At 73.4% G+C, this 17,729-nt stretch carries 15 protein-coding genes; 6 read left to right on the forward strand and 9 right to left on the reverse strand.

The features are described from left to right. Window position 1: 1 nt before the first annotated feature. Window positions 2-451, reverse strand: a complete 450-nt coding sequence (locus AB0898_RS06650) for a VOC family protein (RefSeq protein WP_366801722.1) — start codon at window positions 449-451, stop codon at window positions 2-4. A 134-nt stretch (window positions 452-585) separates the two neighbouring features. On the opposite strand from AB0898_RS06650, the gene AB0898_RS06655 reads away from it, so the two are divergent. Further along, window positions 586-1,128 carry a CGNR zinc finger domain-containing protein gene (locus AB0898_RS06655; RefSeq protein WP_366801723.1) on the forward strand — a complete coding sequence of 181 codons (543 nt, stop codon included), beginning with the start codon at window positions 586-588 and terminating at the stop codon, window positions 1,126-1,128. Window positions 1,129-1,307: 179 nt separating this feature from the next. Continuing rightward, complete coding sequence (locus AB0898_RS06660; RefSeq protein WP_366801724.1) at window positions 1,308-4,622, forward strand: S8 family serine peptidase; 3,315 nt, start codon at window positions 1,308-1,310, stop codon at window positions 4,620-4,622. An 86-nt stretch (window positions 4,623-4,708) separates the two neighbouring features. On the opposite strand, the gene AB0898_RS06665 is transcribed toward AB0898_RS06660, so the two are convergent. Together AB0898_RS06665 and AB0898_RS06670 are read right to left on the reverse strand one after the other, a co-directional pair. Then, a complete protein-coding gene (locus AB0898_RS06665) occupies window positions 4,709-5,620 on the reverse strand; it encodes a hypothetical protein (RefSeq protein ID WP_366801725.1) in 912 nt (303 codons plus the stop codon). 1 nt (window position 5,621) lies between these two features. After that, a complete protein-coding gene (locus AB0898_RS06670) occupies window positions 5,622-6,170 on the reverse strand; it encodes a sigma-70 family RNA polymerase sigma factor (RefSeq protein WP_366801726.1) in 549 nt (182 codons plus the stop codon). Window positions 6,171-6,471: 301 nt separating this feature from the next. Between AB0898_RS06670 and AB0898_RS06675 the strand changes: the two genes are divergently transcribed. Then, complete coding sequence (locus AB0898_RS06675; protein WP_366801727.1) at window positions 6,472-7,488, forward strand: aspartate-semialdehyde dehydrogenase; 1,017 nt, start codon at window positions 6,472-6,474, stop codon at window positions 7,486-7,488. 53 nt (window positions 7,489-7,541) lie between these two features. Here the strand turns inward: AB0898_RS06675 and AB0898_RS06680 are convergent, their stop codons facing one another. Beyond that, entirely contained in the window at window positions 7,542-8,033 is a 492-nt protein-coding gene (locus AB0898_RS06680; RefSeq protein WP_366801728.1) for a DUF1203 domain-containing protein, read from the reverse strand. A 112-nt stretch (window positions 8,034-8,145) separates the two neighbouring features. Between AB0898_RS06680 and pepN the strand changes: the two genes are divergently transcribed. Both pepN and AB0898_RS06690 read left to right on the forward strand, forming a co-directional pair. Further along, a complete protein-coding gene (pepN, locus tag AB0898_RS06685) occupies window positions 8,146-10,719 on the forward strand; it encodes an aminopeptidase N (RefSeq protein WP_366801729.1) in 2,574 nt (857 codons plus the stop codon). A 161-nt stretch (window positions 10,720-10,880) separates the two neighbouring features. Beyond that, on the forward strand, window positions 10,881-11,423 hold the full coding sequence (locus AB0898_RS06690; RefSeq protein ID WP_366801730.1) for a UTRA domain-containing protein: 543 nt from the start codon (window positions 10,881-10,883) through the stop codon (window positions 11,421-11,423). Window positions 11,424-11,426: 3 nt separating this feature from the next. On the opposite strand, the gene AB0898_RS06695 is transcribed toward AB0898_RS06690, so the two are convergent. Beyond that, window positions 11,427-11,852, reverse strand: a complete 426-nt coding sequence (locus AB0898_RS06695) for a nuclear transport factor 2 family protein (protein WP_366801731.1) — start codon at window positions 11,850-11,852, stop codon at window positions 11,427-11,429. 97 nt (window positions 11,853-11,949) lie between these two features. Here AB0898_RS06695 and AB0898_RS06700 point away from each other — a divergent pair, with 97 nt between their 5' ends. Further along, window positions 11,950-12,513 carry a PadR family transcriptional regulator gene (locus AB0898_RS06700; RefSeq protein WP_366801732.1) on the forward strand — a complete coding sequence of 188 codons (564 nt, stop codon included), beginning with the start codon at window positions 11,950-11,952 and terminating at the stop codon, window positions 12,511-12,513. A gap of 6 nt (window positions 12,514-12,519) precedes the next feature. Here AB0898_RS06700 and AB0898_RS06705 read toward each other — a convergent pair whose 3' ends face one another. From AB0898_RS06705 to AB0898_RS06720, 4 genes are all read right to left on the reverse strand, one after another. Beyond that, window positions 12,520-13,968: an FAD-dependent monooxygenase gene (locus AB0898_RS06705; RefSeq protein ID WP_366801733.1), complete on the reverse strand. Its 1,449-nt coding sequence runs from the start codon at window positions 13,966-13,968 to the stop codon at window positions 12,520-12,522. 199 nt (window positions 13,969-14,167) lie between these two features. Continuing rightward, complete coding sequence (locus AB0898_RS06710; protein ID WP_366801734.1) at window positions 14,168-14,428, reverse strand: hypothetical protein; 261 nt, start codon at window positions 14,426-14,428, stop codon at window positions 14,168-14,170. Window positions 14,429-14,490: 62 nt separating this feature from the next. Further along, a complete protein-coding gene (gene malQ, locus AB0898_RS06715) occupies window positions 14,491-16,821 on the reverse strand; it encodes a 4-alpha-glucanotransferase (protein ID WP_407078293.1) in 2,331 nt (776 codons plus the stop codon). A 609-nt stretch (window positions 16,822-17,430) separates the two neighbouring features. After that, on the reverse strand, window positions 17,431-17,667 hold the full coding sequence (locus tag AB0898_RS06720) for a hypothetical protein (RefSeq protein WP_407078294.1): 237 nt from the start codon (window positions 17,665-17,667) through the stop codon (window positions 17,431-17,433). Between the last annotated feature and the right edge of the window lie 62 nt (window positions 17,668-17,729).

The raw sequence follows: 17,729 nt of genomic DNA on the forward strand, positions 1-17,729 counted from the left end.
GCTAGAAGAAACCGCAGGCCGGAGCGGAGGCGTCCGGTGCGGGGGCGTCCTCGGCGCCCTTCTCGGCGTAGATCTCCAGGCGGGTGCCGTCGGGGTCGTGGAAGAAGATCCCGCCCGACGCGGCGCCCTCGCGGTGGGCGACCACCGAGGCGTGGGCGAACTCGGCCCCGGCCGCCCTGAGCGCCGACTCGTACTCCCGGACCCGGTCCATGGACTCCGCCTCGAAGGCGAGGTGGTGCAGCCCGGCGCGCCCGCTCTCGTACGGCCCGGCGGCCTGCTGCCAGAGGGTGAGGACGGGGCCCTCCCCCTCGTGGAAGCCGAGGAACGCGTACCGCCGTCCGTCGTGCTCGCTCTCGGCGAGCGGGACGAGACCGAGGGTGTCCCGGTAGAAGGCGAGCGAGCGGTCGAGGTCGGTGACGTTCAGGCCGGTGTGGCCGGTGCGCAGAGTCATGGCTGCCTCTTTCGGGCCGTTCGGCCGGGGCCGTCCGGCCGAGGATGTCTAACCTTCGTCATCCACGTTAGGAGGTTAGATCGGCCCGCGTCAACCGGTCACATACGCTTGAGTGGTTAGTGAGAGGAGTTCCCATGCCCGCCACGCCCGACCCCCGCCCGCTCACCGGCGAGCCGCTCGCGCTCGACCTGCTCAACAGCCGGTGGAACAACGACGGCGCCCCCCGGGACCTGCTCGACGGCACGGACGGGCTGGCGGTGTGGCTGGCGTCCAACGGGCTCGCGGAGGCGTACCCGGCCGACGAGCGCACACTGCGGCATCTGCGCGAGGCGCGCGAGGCGCTGGCCGTCGCGGTGGACGGGCCGCCGGAGCGGGGCGCGCCGCTCCTGGACGCGCTGCTCGCACACGGCCGGGTACGGGTCCGGCTGACCCCCGAAGGGCCCGGCGAGGAGCCGGAGTTCACGGACCCGTCCTGGGGTCCTGCCTGGCTGGCCGCCCGCAGCTATCTGCGCCTGATCGCACGGGCCCCCGACCGTATCCGGGTCTGCGCGCACGAGAGCTGCGTCCTGCGCTTCTTCGACACCTCCCGCAACGGCACCCGGCGCTGGTGCTCCATGGCGGTGTGCGGCAACCGCGCGAAGGCGCACCGGCATTACGCCCGCAGCAAGGAGAACTGAGCTTCACGGAAAGGGAGTCGGTCGCATTCCGCCGGTAACGCGACCCTTATCGCTCCGGAGCATCGCGGGTTTTCCCCATACATTGATTTCGATTCGGTCAACGAACCCAAAAATTCGGTCCCTTGGTAAAGGCTGTGCGCTCGTCCGGCACAGGACTCCTCACCTCACAAGGGATGCCGATGACCCACACCCCCGAGCGCGATCCGATACCCGGTCCGAGACGGCTGGCCCGTACGGCCTTCACGGTGGGCGTGGTCGCCGCGCTCTGCGCGGCCGGGCCCCTGCCGCTCGCCCTCGCCGCCGGCGCTCCGTCCGCCCCGGCCACCGCGCCCGCGTCCGAGCCCAAGTCCGGTCCCGACAAGCTCGGTTCGGACGACGCGGCGCTGCTCGCCGACGCCCGCGCCGAGGGCGTCAAGAACATCACCATGATGATCGCGACCACGCCGGGCCAGACCGCGCGCGTCGCGGACGAGCTGGACGCGGTCAGCGGCGGCACGGTCGGCCGCACCTACGACAAGGTCGGCTACGTCCGCGCCACCGTCCCCACGGCCAAGGCGAGTTCGGCCATCGCGGCCGCCGCCGAGCTGTCCTCGGTGCAGGCGATCGACCTGCGCCAGGAGATCCCGCTGGACGACCCGGCCCCGGGCGCGGACACCGCCAAGGGCGCCAAGTCCGGTCGTACGGCCATCACTTACCCGGCGCCGAACGCCAAGACCCCGGCGAAGAACCCGTACAACCCGTCCTTCGAGACCGGTGCCGTCGACTTCGTCAAGGAGCACCCCAAGGCCGACGGCCGGGGTGTCACCATCGGCATCCTCGACTCCGGCGTGGACCTCGGCCACCCGGCACTGCAGAAGACCACCACCGGCGAGCGCAAGATCGTCGACTGGGTGACCGCGACCGACCCGGTGAGCGACGGCGACGGCACCTGGCGGCGGATGACGACGGCCGTCTCGGGCCCCTCCTTCTCGGTCACCCCCTCCGGCGGCACCGCCGAGACCTTCAAGGCGCCCGCGGGCTCCTACAAGTTCAACTACCTGTACGAGTCCGCCACCACCGGCGGCGACATGCAGGGCGACCTCAACCGCGACGGCGACACCACCGACGCCTGGGGCGTGCTGTACGACCCGGCCACCGGCACGGTCCGCGTCGACACCGACGACGACCAGGACTTCGGAAACAACCCGCCGATGAAGCCGTACAAGGACGGCTACCAGATCGGCTACTTCGGCACCGACGACCCGAAGACGGACGTCGTCGAGCGCATCCCGTTCGTGGTCGAGATCCGCAAGGACGTCGTCTACAACTCCTCGGGCGCCACGGCCGATTACGTCAACATCGGCGTGATCGAGTCCGAGCACGGCACCCATGTCGCGGGCATCACGGCCGCCAACGGCCTGTTCGGCGGCAGGATGAGCGGCGCCGCCCCCGGCGCGAAGATCGTCTCCTCGCGCGCCTGCACCTGGTCCGGCGGCTGCACCAACATCGCGCTCACCGAGGGCATGATCGACCTGGTGACCAAGCGGGGCGTGGACATCGTCAACATGTCCATCGGCGGCCTGCCCGCACTCAACGACGGCGCCAACGCGCGCGCCGCGCTCTACACCCGGCTCATCGACGACTACGGCGTCCAGCTGGTCATCTCGGCGGGCAACTCGGGCCCCGGCGCCAACACCATCGGCGACCCCGGCCTCGCCGACAAGGTCATCTCGGTCGGCGCGGCCATCTCCAAGGAGACCTGGGCCGCGAACTACGGCTCGGCGGTGACGACCCCGTACGCCCTGATGCCGTTCTCCTCGCGCGGCCCGCGTGAGGACGGCGGCTTCACGCCGACCCTGACCGCGCCCGGCGCCGCGATCAACACCACCCAGACCTGGCTGCCCGGTTCCCCGGTCGCCGAGGCGGGCTACACCCTGCCCGCCGGGTACTCGATGCTCCAGGGCACCTCGATGGCCTCCCCGCAGGCCGCGGGCGCGAGCGCGCTGCTGCTCAGCGCCGCCCAGCAGAAGCACCTCACGCTCACCCCGGCCGTGCTGCGCACCGCGCTCACCTCGACCGCGCACCACATCAAGGGCGCGCAGGCGTACGAGGAGGGCGCGGGCCTGATCGACGTCGTGGACGCCTGGGACTCCATCCGCGACGGCGCGTCCGCGCACGAGTACACGGTCAAGGCCCCGGTCGACACCGCGCTCGACGGCGCCCTGAAGACCCCCGGCTACGGCACCGGCCTCTACGACCGCGAGGGCGGTCTGAAGAGCGGCCAGCGCAGGACGTACGACATCACGGTCACCCGCACCACCGGCCCGGACCGCGCGGTCTGGCACGCGCTGCGCTTCGTCAACGACCCGGAGCACACCTTCCGCGTCCTCGGCAGCCCCCTGGTGCGGCTCCCGCTGAACCAGCCGGTCACCGTCAAGGTGCAGGCGGCCCCGAGGTCGGCCGGGCTGAAGAGCGCGATCCTCGAAGTGGACGACCCGTTCACCGAGGGCGTCGACAAGCAGATCCTCGGCACGGTCGTGGTGGCGAGCCCGGTGGACTCCACCCGCTCCCTGACCGGCTCGGTGCAGCGCAACAGCACCCGGTCCTACTTCCTGACCGTCCCCGCCGGCGCCAAGGCGCTGGAGGTCGCGATCGGCGGCCTGAAGGCGGGCAGCCAGACCCGGTTCATCGCGATCCACCCCTACGGCACTCCGGTGGACAACACCAGCACGCCGTACTGCTACAACAACTACCTCGACGGCAACGGCTGCAAGCCCGACGTGCGTTCCTACGCCGACCCGCAGCCCGGTGTCTGGGAGGTCGAGGTCGAGGCCCGGCGCACCTCGCCGCTGCTCGACAACCCCTACAAGCTGGACGTCTCCGTCCTCGGCGCGGTCTTCGACCCGGAGACCGTGACGGTGCCCGAGGCCAAGGCGGGCGTTCCCGCCGCCGCCACCTGGAAGGTCACCAACAAGTACGCCGCGCTGGACGGCAAGCTCGTCGGCGGTCCCCTGGGCTCCGCCGAGTCCTCCCGCCCCTCGATCAAGGAGGGCGAGACCCGGACCACCACGGTGACGGTCCCGGAGGGCGCCGAGTCCCTGGACGTGGCCATCGGCAACGTCTCGGACCAGTCGGCCGACCTGGACCTCACGGTGTACGACGCGAGCGGCAAGCAGGTCGCCCAGTCCGCCGACGGCGACTCGGAGGAGGCGGTCTCGGTGCCGTCGCCGGCCGCCGGGACGTACACGATCAAGGTCGCCGGGTACGCGGTGCCCTCGGGCACGACCGAGTACGACTACCGGGACCTGTTCTTCGCCGCGACGCTGGGCACCGTGACGGTCCCGGACGCCCCGGTGAAGCTCGCGAGCGGCGCCTCGGCCACCGTCACCGGGCAGGTCACGGCGCTCGCCGAGCCGCCGGCCGGGCGGGAGTTCTTCGGCCGGGTCCGGCTGGTGAACGGGCACGGCACGGTCGCGGGCAGCGGCAGTGTGAAGATCGGCTCCGTCACGCCGTAACGGGGTGACGTGAGCGGAGGGGCGGGCACTTTCCGGGTGTCCGCCCCTCCGGCGTGTCCGGCCCTCGCGGGTTCGGCCGCGCGGGTTCAGCCGCCGGGGCACGACAGGTGGCGCGAGCCCGGCAGCGCTTTGCCCACCCAGGCGCGGCCCCACTCCAGGGCGTCCCGGGAGCCGTCCCTCTCGGGGGGCGGGTCGCCCGCGCGGTAGGTCTGCGGGTCGCCGGCGGCGGAGCCGGGCACCAGGACGAGCAGCCGGACGCCGGTGCGGTAGTAGCGGGGCGCCCCGGTGTCGTGGACCGTGAACGTCAGCTCGTCGCGGCCGCCGCCCGGCGACTTGTAGAAGCGGTCCACCTTGAGGAAGACGGTGAACTGCCCTCCCCCACCGGCCCGTTCGACCCGTTCGACCGTGCCCTCGGCGACGGCCCGGGCACAGGCGATCACCCCCTCCGGGGTCAGCTTGGCCCCCGAGGCGGCGGAGTCCGCGCTCGCTCCGCCCCGCTCACCACCGCCCTGGGCCGCCATCCAGGAGACGCCGACGCCGAAGAGGCCGAGGGCGGCGGAGGCGGCGAGGGCGAGGAGGGCGGTGCGCAGGCGGCGGGGGCGAGGTGCCGGGCGGGCCGGGGCGGTGTGGAGGACCGCCGCTCCGGGCGCCTTTCCGGCGGGGCCTGGGTCGGCGGGCCTGGAGTCGGTGGGTCCGGGGTTGGCAGGACCGGAATCGGCGGGGCCGGAGCCTTCCGCGGCCGGCCCGGGGGCGGTCCCGCCCGGCCCGTCCCCGGTCAGGGTCTCGGCGATCCGGGTCAGCTCCCGCCGCAGTACGGCCACGTCCGCCTCGGCCGCGCGGTGCTCGCGCCGGAAGCGGGCGTCCCGGCGGACCGCCGCGGGGGGCTCCTCACCGGTGATCGCTGCCATCAGGGCGTCCAGGCCGCCGTACGCGCCCGGACCCACGCCGTCCGTACCCGCGTCACCCGTGCCCGCGTCGTCCTTGTGTCCGGCGGTCATGTCACACCACCTCGTCCTCGTGCAGGCGGGCGCGCAGGGCCCGTACCGCCGTGTGCAGCCTGCTCTTGACCGTGCCCTCGGGTACGCCCAGCTCGGTGGCGATGGCCCGTACCGGCAGGTCGGCGAAGAAGCGCAGGACGACCACCTGGCGCTGGGCGTCCGGGAGCTCGTCCAGGCCCTGGGCGACGGCGAGGGAGAGCAGGCTGCTCTCCTCGCCCGAGGGGAGCTGCTCCGGCGGGCGCAGGGCGACCAGGCGCTCGCCCAGGCGTTCCTGGCGGCGTCTGGCCCGGTGCCAGTCCATGGCGAGGTTGGAGGCGACGACCGCCGCCCACGCCGAGACGTCCCGGGGCGCCTCGCGCCCGCTCGCGGCCCGCTCCAGCAGCCGCAGCCGGACCTGCTGCACCCCGTCCGGCAGGTCCGACTGCGGCACCCCGCCGAGCGCGAGCACCGCCCGCACCCGGCGTTCCTGTGCCGCGTCCAGCGGGTCGTCGCCGGCGCTCTCCGCACCGGCGTACGCCCCCTGGCCACGGCGCGCTCTTCCGCGCAGCACCAGCCACCCCCTCAACGCGTCCGCCCCTACGACGCGGGAGGGGCGGGAAACGTTCGGCCGCGCCCCCGGAGGCGTACGTCACACGGCCGAGGCGTACGTCACACCGCCGTGTGGCCGGGGCGGGCGCGGGCAGGGTCGGCGGGAACCGGTGGCCTCCGTGCCCGTGTCCCACCCCTCGGACAGGCCGGGCGAAGCCGGGCAAAGAATTGGACAGAGGGGCCGGGGTCGGCCGCATGATGGAAAAGCCCCGGTCACCGATGTGGCACAGCAGCAAGAGACAGCCAGAACCAAGGGAGTCGCCGTGAGGGTCGGAATCGTCGGAGCCACCGGTCAGGTCGGCACGGTCATGCGCAGCATCCTCAAGGAGCGGGAGTTCCCGGTCTCCGAGCTGCGTCTGTTCGCCTCCGCCCGCTCGGCCGGGACCGTGCTGGACGGTGTGACGGTGGAGGACGCGGCGACCGCCGACTACTCCGGCCTGGACATCGTCCTCTTCTCGGCGGGCGGCGCGACCTCGAAGGCGCTGGCCGAGAAGGTCGCCGCGCAGGGCGCCGTCGTGATCGACAACTCCTCGGCGTGGCGCAAGGACCCCGAGGTGCCGCTGGTCGTCTCCGAGGTGAACCCGCACGCGATCGCGGACCGCCCCAAGGGCATCATCGCCAACCCGAACTGCACCACGATGGCCGCGATGCCGGTCCTGAAGGTGCTGCACGCGGAGGCCGGCCTGGAGGCGCTGGTCGTCGCGACCTACCAGGCGGTGTCCGGCTCGGGCCTCGCGGGCGTGGCCGAGCTGCACGGCCAGGCGCAGAAGGTCGTGGCCGACGCCGACAAGCTGACCCACGACGGCGAGGCGGTCGACTTCCCCGAGCCGCAGGTCTACAAGCGCCCGATCGCCTTCAACGTGCTCCCGCTGGCGGGCTCGATCGTGGACGACGGCCTGAACGAGACCGACGAGGAGCAGAAGCTCCGCCACGAGTCCCGCAAGATCCTGGAGATTCCGGACCTGAAGGTCTCCGGCACCTGTGTCCGCGTGCCCGTCTTCTCCGGCCACTCGCTCCAGGTCAACGCCCGTTTCGCCCGCCCGCTCCCCCCCGAGCGCGCCACCGAGCTGCTGGCGGACGCCCCGGGCGTGATCCTCTCCGACATCCCCACCCCCCTCCAGGCCGCCGGCCGGGACGCCTCCTACGTCGGCCGCATCCGCGCCGACGAGACGGTGGACCACGGCCTCGCCCTCTTCCTCTCCAACGACAACCTCCGCAAGGGCGCCGCGCTGAACGCGGTCCAGATCGCGGAGCTGGTGGCGGCGGAGCTGAAGGGCTGACCTGCCCGGCATCAGGGGCGCGCGCCCGGAGTGACGCGCGCCCCTGACATCCCCTACGGCCTGCGCACCTCGTACAGGAAGCAGCCGTACTCCACCGCCCTGACGTGCACGAGCGCCACCTCGGGGTCGGCGAACGCCTCCGTGAGGGCGCCCTCGAAGTCCTCGGGCGGCGTGACCAGCCGACCGCCCAGGAGGTGACCGTCCCGGGAGTAGCGGCGCAGCACCCGGTGGGCCCGGGTGAAGGCGAGCGCCTCGGACTGCGGACCGCCGCACGGTTCGGTGTGGATGAACACCGGCCCCTGCTCGTCGTACGCCCCCGGTGCGGCGCCGGTCTCGGCGGCCCAGCGGCGCAGGGGCGCGTACGACACCAGGGCGATCCGTTCCCCGGCCGCGCTGCGGCGCAGACAGCAGCGGAGCGGGGCGCCGCCCTCGGGGTCTTCGACGATGGTGAGCGGGCGGCCCGCGTCGTCCGCCGTACGCAGTGCGGCGAGCACCGGCTCCGTGATGGCGCGCGGGACATGAGGGGGCGTCGTGTGGGTCGTCATGCTCCCCAGGCTCGTCGCCGGGCGGGCCGGTGACCGGCGGGATATGGACATCGCGTTCGCGGAAGTTGCGTGGAAGGATGGCGCAACCCACACATAACGAGGAGATGACCGCGTGCCTGGCACAAACCTGACTCGCGAAGAGGCGCGGCAGCGGGCGCAGCTGCTCACCGTTGACTCGTACGAGATCGATCTCGACCTGTCCGGCGCGCAGGAGGGAGGGACCTACCGGTCCGTCACCACCGTGCGCTTCGATGTCGCGGAGAACGACGTCGAGTCCTTCATCGACCTGGTCGCCCCGGCCGTGCACGAGGTGACGCTGAACGGGGACGCGCTGGACCCGGCGGAGGTCTTCAAGGACTCGCGGATCGCGCTGCCCGGGCTGCTCCAGGGCCGTAACGTCCTGCGGGTGGTCGCGGACTGCGCCTACACCAACACCGGTGAGGGACTGCACCGGTTCGTGGACCCGGTGGACGAACAGGCGTATCTGTACACGCAGTTCGAGGTGCCGGACGCACGGCGGGTGTTCGCCTCCTTCGAGCAGCCGGACCTCAAGGCGACCTTCCAGTTCACCGTGAAGGCGCCCGAGGGCTGGACGGTCATCTCCAACTCCCCCACCCCGGAGCCCAAGGACAACGTCTGGGTCTTCGAGCCGACCCCGCGCATCTCGTCGTACATCACGGCGCTGATCGTGGGCCCGTACCACTCGGTGCACAGCGTGTACGAGAAGGACGGGCAGTCCGTGCCGCTCGGCATCTACTGCCGTCCCTCGCTCGCGGAGTACCTGGACTCGGACGCGATCTTCGAGGTGACGCGGCAGGGTTTCGACTGGTTCCAGGAGAAGTTCGACTACGCGTACCCCTTCAAGAAGTACGACCAGCTGTTCGTACCGGAGTTCAACGCGGGCGCGATGGAGAACGCGGGCGCGGTGACCATCCGCGACCAGTACGTCTTCCGGTCCAAGGTGACCGACGCGGCGTACGAGATGCGCGCGGAGACCATCCTGCACGAGCTGGCCCACATGTGGTTCGGCGACCTGGTCACCATGGAGTGGTGGAACGACCTGTGGCTGAACGAGTCGTTCGCCACCTTCACCTCGATCGCCTGCCAGGCGTCCGCGCCGGGCTCGCGGTGGCCGCACTCGTGGACCACGTTCGCCAACTCGATGAAGACGTGGGCGTACCGGCAGGACCAGCTGCCGTCCACGCACCCGATCATGGCGGACATCCGCGACCTGGACGACGTGCTGGTCAACTTCGACGGCATCACGTACGCCAAGGGCGCCTCGGTGCTCAAGCAGCTCGTGGCGTACGTCGGTGAGGACGAGTTCTTCAACGGCGTGCAGGCGTACTTCAAGCGGCACGCGTTCGGCAACACGCGCCTGTCCGACCTGCTGGGCGCGCTGGAGGAGATCTCCGGGCGCGACCTGAAGACCTGGTCGAAGAAGTGGCTGGAGACGGCGGGCATCAACGTGCTGCGCCCGGAGATCGAGACCGACGCCGACGGTGTCATCACCTCCTTCGCCGTCCGCCAGGAGGCGCCCGCGCTGCCCGCCGGCGCCAAGGGCGAGCCGACGCTGCGGCCGCACCGCATCGCGATCGGCCTGTACGACCTGGACGACGCGGGCAAGCTGGTGCGCGTGAAGCGCGTCGAGCTGGACGTGGACGGCGAGCTGACGGCCGTGCCCGAGCTGTCCGGTGTGCGCCGCCCCTCGGTGGTCCTGCTCAACGACGACGACCTGTCGTACGCCAAGGTCCGCCTGGACGAGGACTCGCTCGGCTTCGTCACCGAGCACCTCGGCGACTTCGCGGAGTCGCTGCCGCGCGCGCTGTGCTGGGCCTCGGCCTGGGACATGACCCGCGACGGCGAACTCGCCACCCGCGACTACCTTTCCCTGGTGCTCTCCGGCATCGGCAAGGAGTCCGACATCGGTGTCGTGCAGTCGCTCCAGCGGCAGGTGAAGCTGGCCGTCGACCTCTACGCCGACCCGGCCGCCCGCGAGGCCCTGCTCACCCGCTGGACCGAGGCGACCCTGACCCATCTGCGCACCGCCCAGCCGGGCAGCGACCACCAGCTGGCCTGGGCCCGCGCGTTCGCGGCGACGGCCCGCACCCCTGAGCAGCTGGACCTGCTGGACTCCCTCCTGGAGGGCACCCAGACCGTCGAGGGCCTGGTCGTCGACACCGAGCTGCGCTGGGCCTTCGTCCAGCGGCTGGCGGCCGTCGGCCGCTTCGACGAGGCGGAGATCGCGGCGGAGTACGACCGCGACCGCACCGCCGCCGGCGAGCGCCACGCGGCGACGGCCCGTGCCTCCCGCCCGACCTCCGAGGCGAAGGCGGAGGCCTGGGCCTCGGTGGTGGAGTCCGACAAGCTCCCGAACGCGGTGCAGGAAGCGGTGATCGGCGGCTTCGTCCAGACCGACCAGCGCGAACTCCTCGCCCCCTACACGGACCGCTACTTCGAGATCCTCAAGGACGCCTGGGACTCCCGCTCCCACGAGATGGCCCAGCAGATCGCGGTCGGCCTGTACCCGGCGATCCAGGTCTCGGACGAGACCCTCGCCAAGACCGACGCCTGGCTGGAGTCCGCCACCCCGAACGCGGCCCTGCGCCGCCTGGTCTCGGAGTCCCGCGCGGGCATCGAGCGAGCGCTTCGGGCGCAGGCGGCGGACGCGGCGGCTTCGGCGTAACCCGCCCTGCGGTTGTGTATGACGGGCGCCCGGCTTCTCGGCCGGGCGCCCGTTGTCGTCGGGGCCGAGCGCCGTCGCACCGCCGTGGCCCATCCCGGATCGCCCTCGGTCTCGGCCGCACCATGGAGATGTCCGAAGACCACCCCACCCAGGAGGACCCCGTGAGCGACAGCGGTTGGGTCAGTAGCTCGATGCCGTATCTGACGCCTCGGGAGCAGGGGCAGGCGGAGGCGTGGGGGGCGGAGGCGGCGGCTCGGGGTGGGAAGGGTGGGCAGCGGGTTGTGTACGCGGGGGAGGTGGCGGCTTCGGAGGAGGTGGCCGGGCTGCTGGGGGTGTCCCCGGGGGAGGCTGTCGTCGTGCGGCGCCGGGTCATCGAACTCGACGGTGTGCCCTGCGAGTTGACGGACAGCTACTACCCCGCCGACATCGCCCGCGGCACCCCGCTCGCCGAGCGGGGGAGGATTCCCGGTGGGGCCGTCACGCTGCTCGCCCGGCTCGGGCACCGGGGCGTCCGGGTGCGCGAGGACGTCACCGCCCGGATGCCCGGCGCCGAGGAGTGCGAGGTGCTGGGGATGGCGCCGGACGAGCCCGTTCTCCTGCTGAGCCGGGTCACCTGGGACGACGGCGGGCGCCCCGTTCAGGCGGACCTGATGGTCATGCCGGCCCGGCGGCAGCGGCTGCGGTACGAGATGCGGACCGGGTGACGGTTACGGCCGCGCCGGGACCAGACCGTCCGCCACCAGGCCCGCCAATACCGCCTCGCTGAGCGTCTGGACCGCCGACAGGGGGCGGACCATCACCGTGAACTCCTTGATGCGGCCGTCGGAGGCGAAGTGGAGGAGGTCTATGCCGTGGATCTCGCGGCCGTTCACCTCGGCGCGGAAGAGGAGGACCGATGAGGGGGTCGGGGTGGGGTCCGTGTGCGCTTCCGCCGTGCCCGTGTGGTCGCCGATGTAGCGGAAGTTCTCGAAGGTGCGCAGGAGAACGCCGAAGAGGCCGAGGACCAGGGGCTTGCCCTCGAAGGGGGTGAACTTGACCGGGCTGTAGAAGCGGATGTCGTCGGTGAAGAGGTCGTCCAGGGCGGCGACGTCGCCCTTCTCGACGGCGGTGCGGAAACGGTCGGCGGTGTTCATGGACGACTCCTTCATAGTCATGAATGTGAGTACTCATGAATATGAGTAGCATGACCGCACGGTCGGTGGACAGGGGCGACGGACGGGAGAAGCCTCCATGGCACTACGGCACGCGGTGCTCGCCGCGCTCCTCGACGGCGAACTCAGCGGCTATCAGCTCGCCAAGGCGTTCGACGTCGGCGTGGCCAACTTCTGGTACGCGCAGCCCCAGCAGCTCTACGCCGAGCTGAACCGGCTGGAGCAGGCCGGGCTCGTCGTGGGGCGGGAGGTCGTGCAGGAGGGGCGGCCGAACAAGCGGCTGTTCCAGGTCACGGACACCGGGCTCGCGGAGCTGGAGGAGTTCGCGGGGGCGTCCGACAAGCCGGCCTTCGTACGGGACGACCTGCTCGTCAAGGTCCAGGCCGCCGACCACGTCGACACCACCGCCCTGATCGCCCGGCTCCGGGAGCGCGCCACCTTCGCCCAGGCCAAGATCGACCTCTTCGGCAAGCTGCTGCGGAACCTGCGTGGCGACAAGAGCGAAGCGGACTTCCTGCTCCACGGCGAGCGCGTCGGGCCGTACCTCACCTGTCTGCGCGGCCTCGCCTTCGAGGAGGGCAACCGTGACTGGTGCGAGCGTACGGTCGCCGTCCTCACCCGGCGGGAGCGAAGCCGGCGGTAAGCACGATCACGCCGGGCCCACGTGCTCCCGCACCGCCCGCTCGGTCTCCCCCGGCTCCGCGTCGTCCGACGCCCAGGCCACATACCCGTCAGGGCGTACGAGCAACGCCGTACGGCGGTCGCCGCGCCACCGGGCCGTCGTCAGGTTCGCCGGACGCGCCCCCTCGTACTCCCCCGGCGTGATCAGCACGAAGTGCCCGTCGCGCAGCGCCTCGTACAGCCGCGTGTTCCCCGCGAGGGCGATGTCCGGGGCCCGGCGGCCGGTCAGGGGGTGGGCGCCGCGGGGGGCGGGGTAGCGGTAGCCGAGGCCGGTGATCTGGGACGTCACCTTGTGGCGCAGGGGCGGGCACGCGGACAGGAGGGTCGCGAGGGCTTCGCGGGCCGCCAGGGACCAGGGGTGTTTCGCCATCGCCAGCCGGATGATGCCGCCGCTGCTGCGCAGGACCGCGCGGCCGACGGGGTGGCGTTCGGACTGGTAGGTGTCGAGGAGGGCGGGGGACGCCTGGCCGTGCAGGACCGCCGCCAGTTTCCAGCTCAGGTTGGCCGCGTCCTGGAGTCCGGTGTTCATGCCCTGGCCGCCCGCCGGGGTGTGCACATGGGCCGCGTCGCCCGCCAGGAAGACCCGGCCCACCCGGTACGACGGCGCCTGGCGTTCGTCGCTGTGGAAGCGGGACAGCCAGCGGGGGTCGTGCATGCCGTAGTCGTGGCCGAGGGCGAGGCGGGTGATCTCCTTGATTTCCGCGAGGTCCACGGGCGCGTCGTCGGGCACGTCGTGCCGCCGGTGCCAGCCGATCGCGCGGTAGTAGCCGTCGCCGAAGGGCGCGAGGAAGGCGAAGGCGTCGCCGACGGCGTTGGCGGTGAGCAGCGAGGGGGGTTCCTCGGCGAGGAGTACGTCCGCGAGGACCACCGAGCGGATCACCGAGCGGCCGGGGAAGGGCAGCCCGATCGCGCGCCGTACCGTGCTGCGCATCCCGTCCGTGCCCACCACGTAGGCCGCGCGCAGCCGCTCGGTACCGCCGTCCGGGCGACTCGCCAGGACCGTGACGCCGCCCGCGTCCTGGGTGAGACCGGTCACCTCCGTCTCGTACCGGAAGGCCGCGCCGGCCGCCACCGCGCGCCGCTCCAGGGCGCGTTCGACCTCGTACTGCGGGATCACCAGGACGTGCCGGAAGCGCGAGGGGAGGCCGGACAGGTCGATCTTCAGGCGGCCGAAGAAGCCGAGCCGGGTCAGGGGCTGTCCGGCCGCTTCGAGTTCGTCGGCGAGGCCGCGCGCGTCGAGCTGTTCGAGGGTGCGGGCGTGTACGGCGAAGGCGCGGGAGAGGTTGTTGACACGGTGGGGGCGTTTTTCGAGGACGGTGACCGGGATTCCGGCCGTCGCGAGGTCACCGGCGAGGAGCAGCCCTGTGGGGCCGGCGCCCACCACGACGACTCCGCGGGCGTTCGGATCCGTGTCCATGGAGGCCTCCTCGGAGCGCCGGGTGACGCCCGTACGGCGTGCCGCGTGCCGCGCCGGGCGGCATACGGCTGCCCGTCCCGGCCCCGCCGGAAACACCGGCGCGAACACCGCCGGGAACACCGCCGGGAACACCGAGGGCGCCGTCCCCTCCCGTACGCGGACGGGAGGAGCGGCGCCCTCGGAGAGCGGATGCGGTCCGTCAGGCCTTGGCGGACGACTTGGACGAGGTGGCGCCCTTGGACTTCGACTTGTCCAGCATGACGACCAGTCCGGCGATGACGACGAACAGGCCGATCGGGAGCAGCACGTAGAGGCCGACGGTGTCGATGACGCTCAGACCGGGGCCGGGGTCGTCACCGTCGTCGCGGGTGAGCGCGAGCGCGGGGGACGACATGAGCAGCATCATCAGCGTCGTGCCGGCCGCCAGAGCACCGGCGCGCAGGGCGTTCTTCTTGTCCACGGTCCCAAACTAGCGAACGGCCCCCGGGCCCGCGCGCCCGGGGTGCCGTACGCACGCCCCGCTCACCTCCCCGGCGCCGCGAGACCCGCCCGCACCACCTCCAGGAGCGCCCGCAGCCGGGGGGAGGCCGTGAGGGTCTCCAGGGCCACCGGAGCGCCCGCCGCGTCGGAGACCGGCAGGCGCCAGTTGGGGTACTCGTCCCAGGTGCCCGGCAGGTTCTGCGGGCGGCGGTCGCCGATGCCGTCGGGGAGCCAGACGCCGATCATCCGGGCCGGGGTGCGCAGCAGGAAGCGGTGGAAGCCCTCGATCTCGGCCGCCTCGTCGGTGCCGGGCGGCCCGGCGGCCGGGCTGTCGAGCAGGCCGAGGCTGCCGAGCAGGGCGAGCCATTCCGCGGTGTCCGCGACCGCCTCCGCGCGCTCGTCGGCGGCGGGGCGGGTGAGCAGGCCGAGCCGGTCGCGCAGGTCGACGTGCTCGCCGGTGAGCCGGGAGGCGGTGGGCGGCAGGTCGTGGGTGGTGGCCGTGGCCAAGCAGTCCGAGCGCCATCGCTCGGGGGGCAGCGGGCGGCCGTCCCCCTCCCAGTCGCGCTCGAACCACAGCACCGAGGTGCCGAGCACCCCGTGCCGCCGCAGCGTCTCGCGCACGCCCGGCTCGACCGTGCCGAGGTCCTCGCCGATCACCAGGGCCCCGGCGCGGGAGGCCTCCAGGGCGAGGAGGGCGAGCATGGCGTCGGCGTCGTAGCGGACGTAGGTGCCCTCGGTGGGCGGGCTGCCCTCGGGCACCCACCACAGCCGGAACAGGCCCATCACATGGTCGATGCGGACCGCGCCCGCGTAGCGGAACAGGGCGCGCAGGAGCCGGCGGTACGGCGCGTGGCCCGAGACGGCGAGGCGGTCGGGGCGCCAGGGCGGCAGGCCCCAGTCCTGGCCGCGCGCGTTGAAGGCGTCCGGCGGGGCGCCGACCGACATCCCGGCGGCGAAGTGGTCCTGCTGCGCCCAGGCGTCGGCGCCCTGCGGGTGTACACCCACGGCCAGGTCGTGCACGATCCCGACGGGCATCCCGGCCTCGCGCGCGGCCCGCTGGGCGGCGCGCAGCTGCTGGTCGGTGAGCCAGGCGAGCCGGGTGTGGAACTCGACCCGGGGCGCCAGTTCGGCGCGGGCCCGCGCGGTCTCCTCCGAGCGGGGGTCGCGCAGCGCGGGCGGCCAGGAGCGCCAGTCGGGGCCGTGCCGCTCCGCCAGGGCGTACCAGGTCGCGTGGTCCTCCAGCGCCTGGCCCTCCTCGGCGCGGAAGGCGTCGTACGCCGTCTGCCGGCCCGGCCCCAGCGGAACCCGCGCGACCAGCTCCAGGGCCTCCCGCTTCAGCTCCCACACCGCGTCGCGGTCGATGAGGGCGCCCTTGTCGAGCACGTCGGCGCGCAGCCGCTCGGCCCGCTCGCGCAGGGCGGCCAGGCGGTGGTGGTCGGCGTAGGCGTACTCCGGGATGGCCTCGGGGCGCAGATGCACCGGATCGGGGAAACGGCGCGAGGAGGGGCGGTACGGGGACGGGTCGGTCGGTGCGCCCGCGCCGGGTACGGCCGCGTGCAACGGGTTGACCTGCACGAACCCGGCCCCGGCCGCGCGTCCCGCCCAGCCGGCCAGCTCGGCGAGGTCCCCGAGGTCGCCCATGCCCCAGGAACGGTGCGAGAGGACGGAGTAGAGCTGGGCGAGAAGGCCGTAGGACCGGGTGGTGGGGGTGGGCAGGCGCTCGGGGGCGACGATGAGGTGGGCGTCTGCGGTACGGCCGTCGGGGGCGGTGGCGGTCACCCGGTGGACGCCGGGGGGCAGGCCGTCGACGGCGTCGCGGGTGTCGCCCTGCTCGGTGGTGATGTGGAGGCGGGTGCCGGGGGGCAGGGCGGCGAAGGGGTCGGGCGGGCCGGACTGGTCCGGGGTGACTGTCGGGGCGTCCGGCGGGGCCGACGGGGCCGACGGCTCGGCCGGGGGGCCGGGTGGCTGGCTTGGGGTGCCGGGCGGCTGCCCCAGGGTGCCGGAGCGCTGACCCGGGGCGCCGGACGGCTGGCCCGGGGCGCCGGACGGCTGGCCCGGGGCGCCGGGCCGCTCCTCGGGGGTGCCCGGCTGTCCGGCCGGCGCATGCCGCCCCTCCACGGGGGTGTCCGCCCGCTCGGCCGGGGGGCCGGGTGGCTGGCTTGGGGTGCCGGGCCGCTGACCCGGGGCGCCGGAGCGCTGATCCGGGGCGCCGGACGGCTGACCCGGGGTGCTCGTCCAGCGGACCACCGTTGGCGGCAGCAGGCGTTCGCTCAGCTCGCGCTCCCGCGCGTCCAGCGCGGCGCGGACCGCTTCGGGCCCCGCCGCGTCCACCCCGAGGGCGGCCAGCGCGGCGACCACGGCGGTGGCGGGCACCGCGACCGTACGGTCCGGGGAGGGGCTGTAGGAGGTGGCGACCCCGTGCAGCCCGGCGAGCCGGTCCAGGTGGGGGTCGTCCTGGGCGGCGCGCCCCGGCTCGGGGCCGCCTCGCGCGGCTCGCCTCGACTCAGGGCCGTCCCCTACGGGGCCGCTCGACTCGGCTACGGCTCCGCTCGGCCCGGCGCCCTGCCGCCCGGCGCTGCCCGGACCGGAACCATCCGCCGCAGCGCGACTCAGCCCCGGGTCGTCCCCTACGGCGCCATTCGACTCGGCACCCTCCTGCCCGGCGCTGCCCGGCCCGGGGCCGTCCGGCATCGCGCGGCGCGGGCCGTCTCCTGCGGCTCCGCTCAGCCCGGCGCTCTCCTGCCCAGCCCCGCCCGGACCGGAACCCTCCATCGCAGCGCGACCCAGCCCCGGGTCGTCCCCTACGGCTCGGCCGGACCCGTTCCGCGCGGTGCCACTCCGCTCGGGGTCATCCCCTACGGCCGGGCCGCACTCGGAGTCACCCCGCCCCGCTCCCCCACCCGGACCGCTCCACTCGGAGTCACCCCCCACCGCTCCCCCGCCGGGACGGCCCCGCTTCGCGTCGTCCTGCGCCGCTGCCACCTAGTGCCCCACGCAGTCGGCGATCGGGCAGTCGGACCCGGTCAGGGGGGTGGTGTCCGCGAGGGGGGGTTCGCTGGTCAGGGGGGCCGCGTCCGGCAGTGGGGGTTCGCTGGTGAGCGGGGTCTCGACGCAGGCGCTCTCCGCGCTGAAGGCTCGCGGGCCGGCGCCGGGCCGGGACACCGTCTCCGGCGAGCGTTTCCACTGGGCGGGCAGGGTCGGGTGAGCCGGTGCGGCCACGGATGCCTCCTGGCGGTCGGTACGGGTTCTCCGGTACGGGTCCGGACCGGAACCCGGCGACC

The sequence above is a fragment of the Streptomyces sp. NPDC005435 genome, assembly GCF_040703155.1.
In the GTDB taxonomy this organism is placed as follows: Bacteria; Actinomycetota; Actinomycetes; order Streptomycetales; family Streptomycetaceae; genus Streptomyces.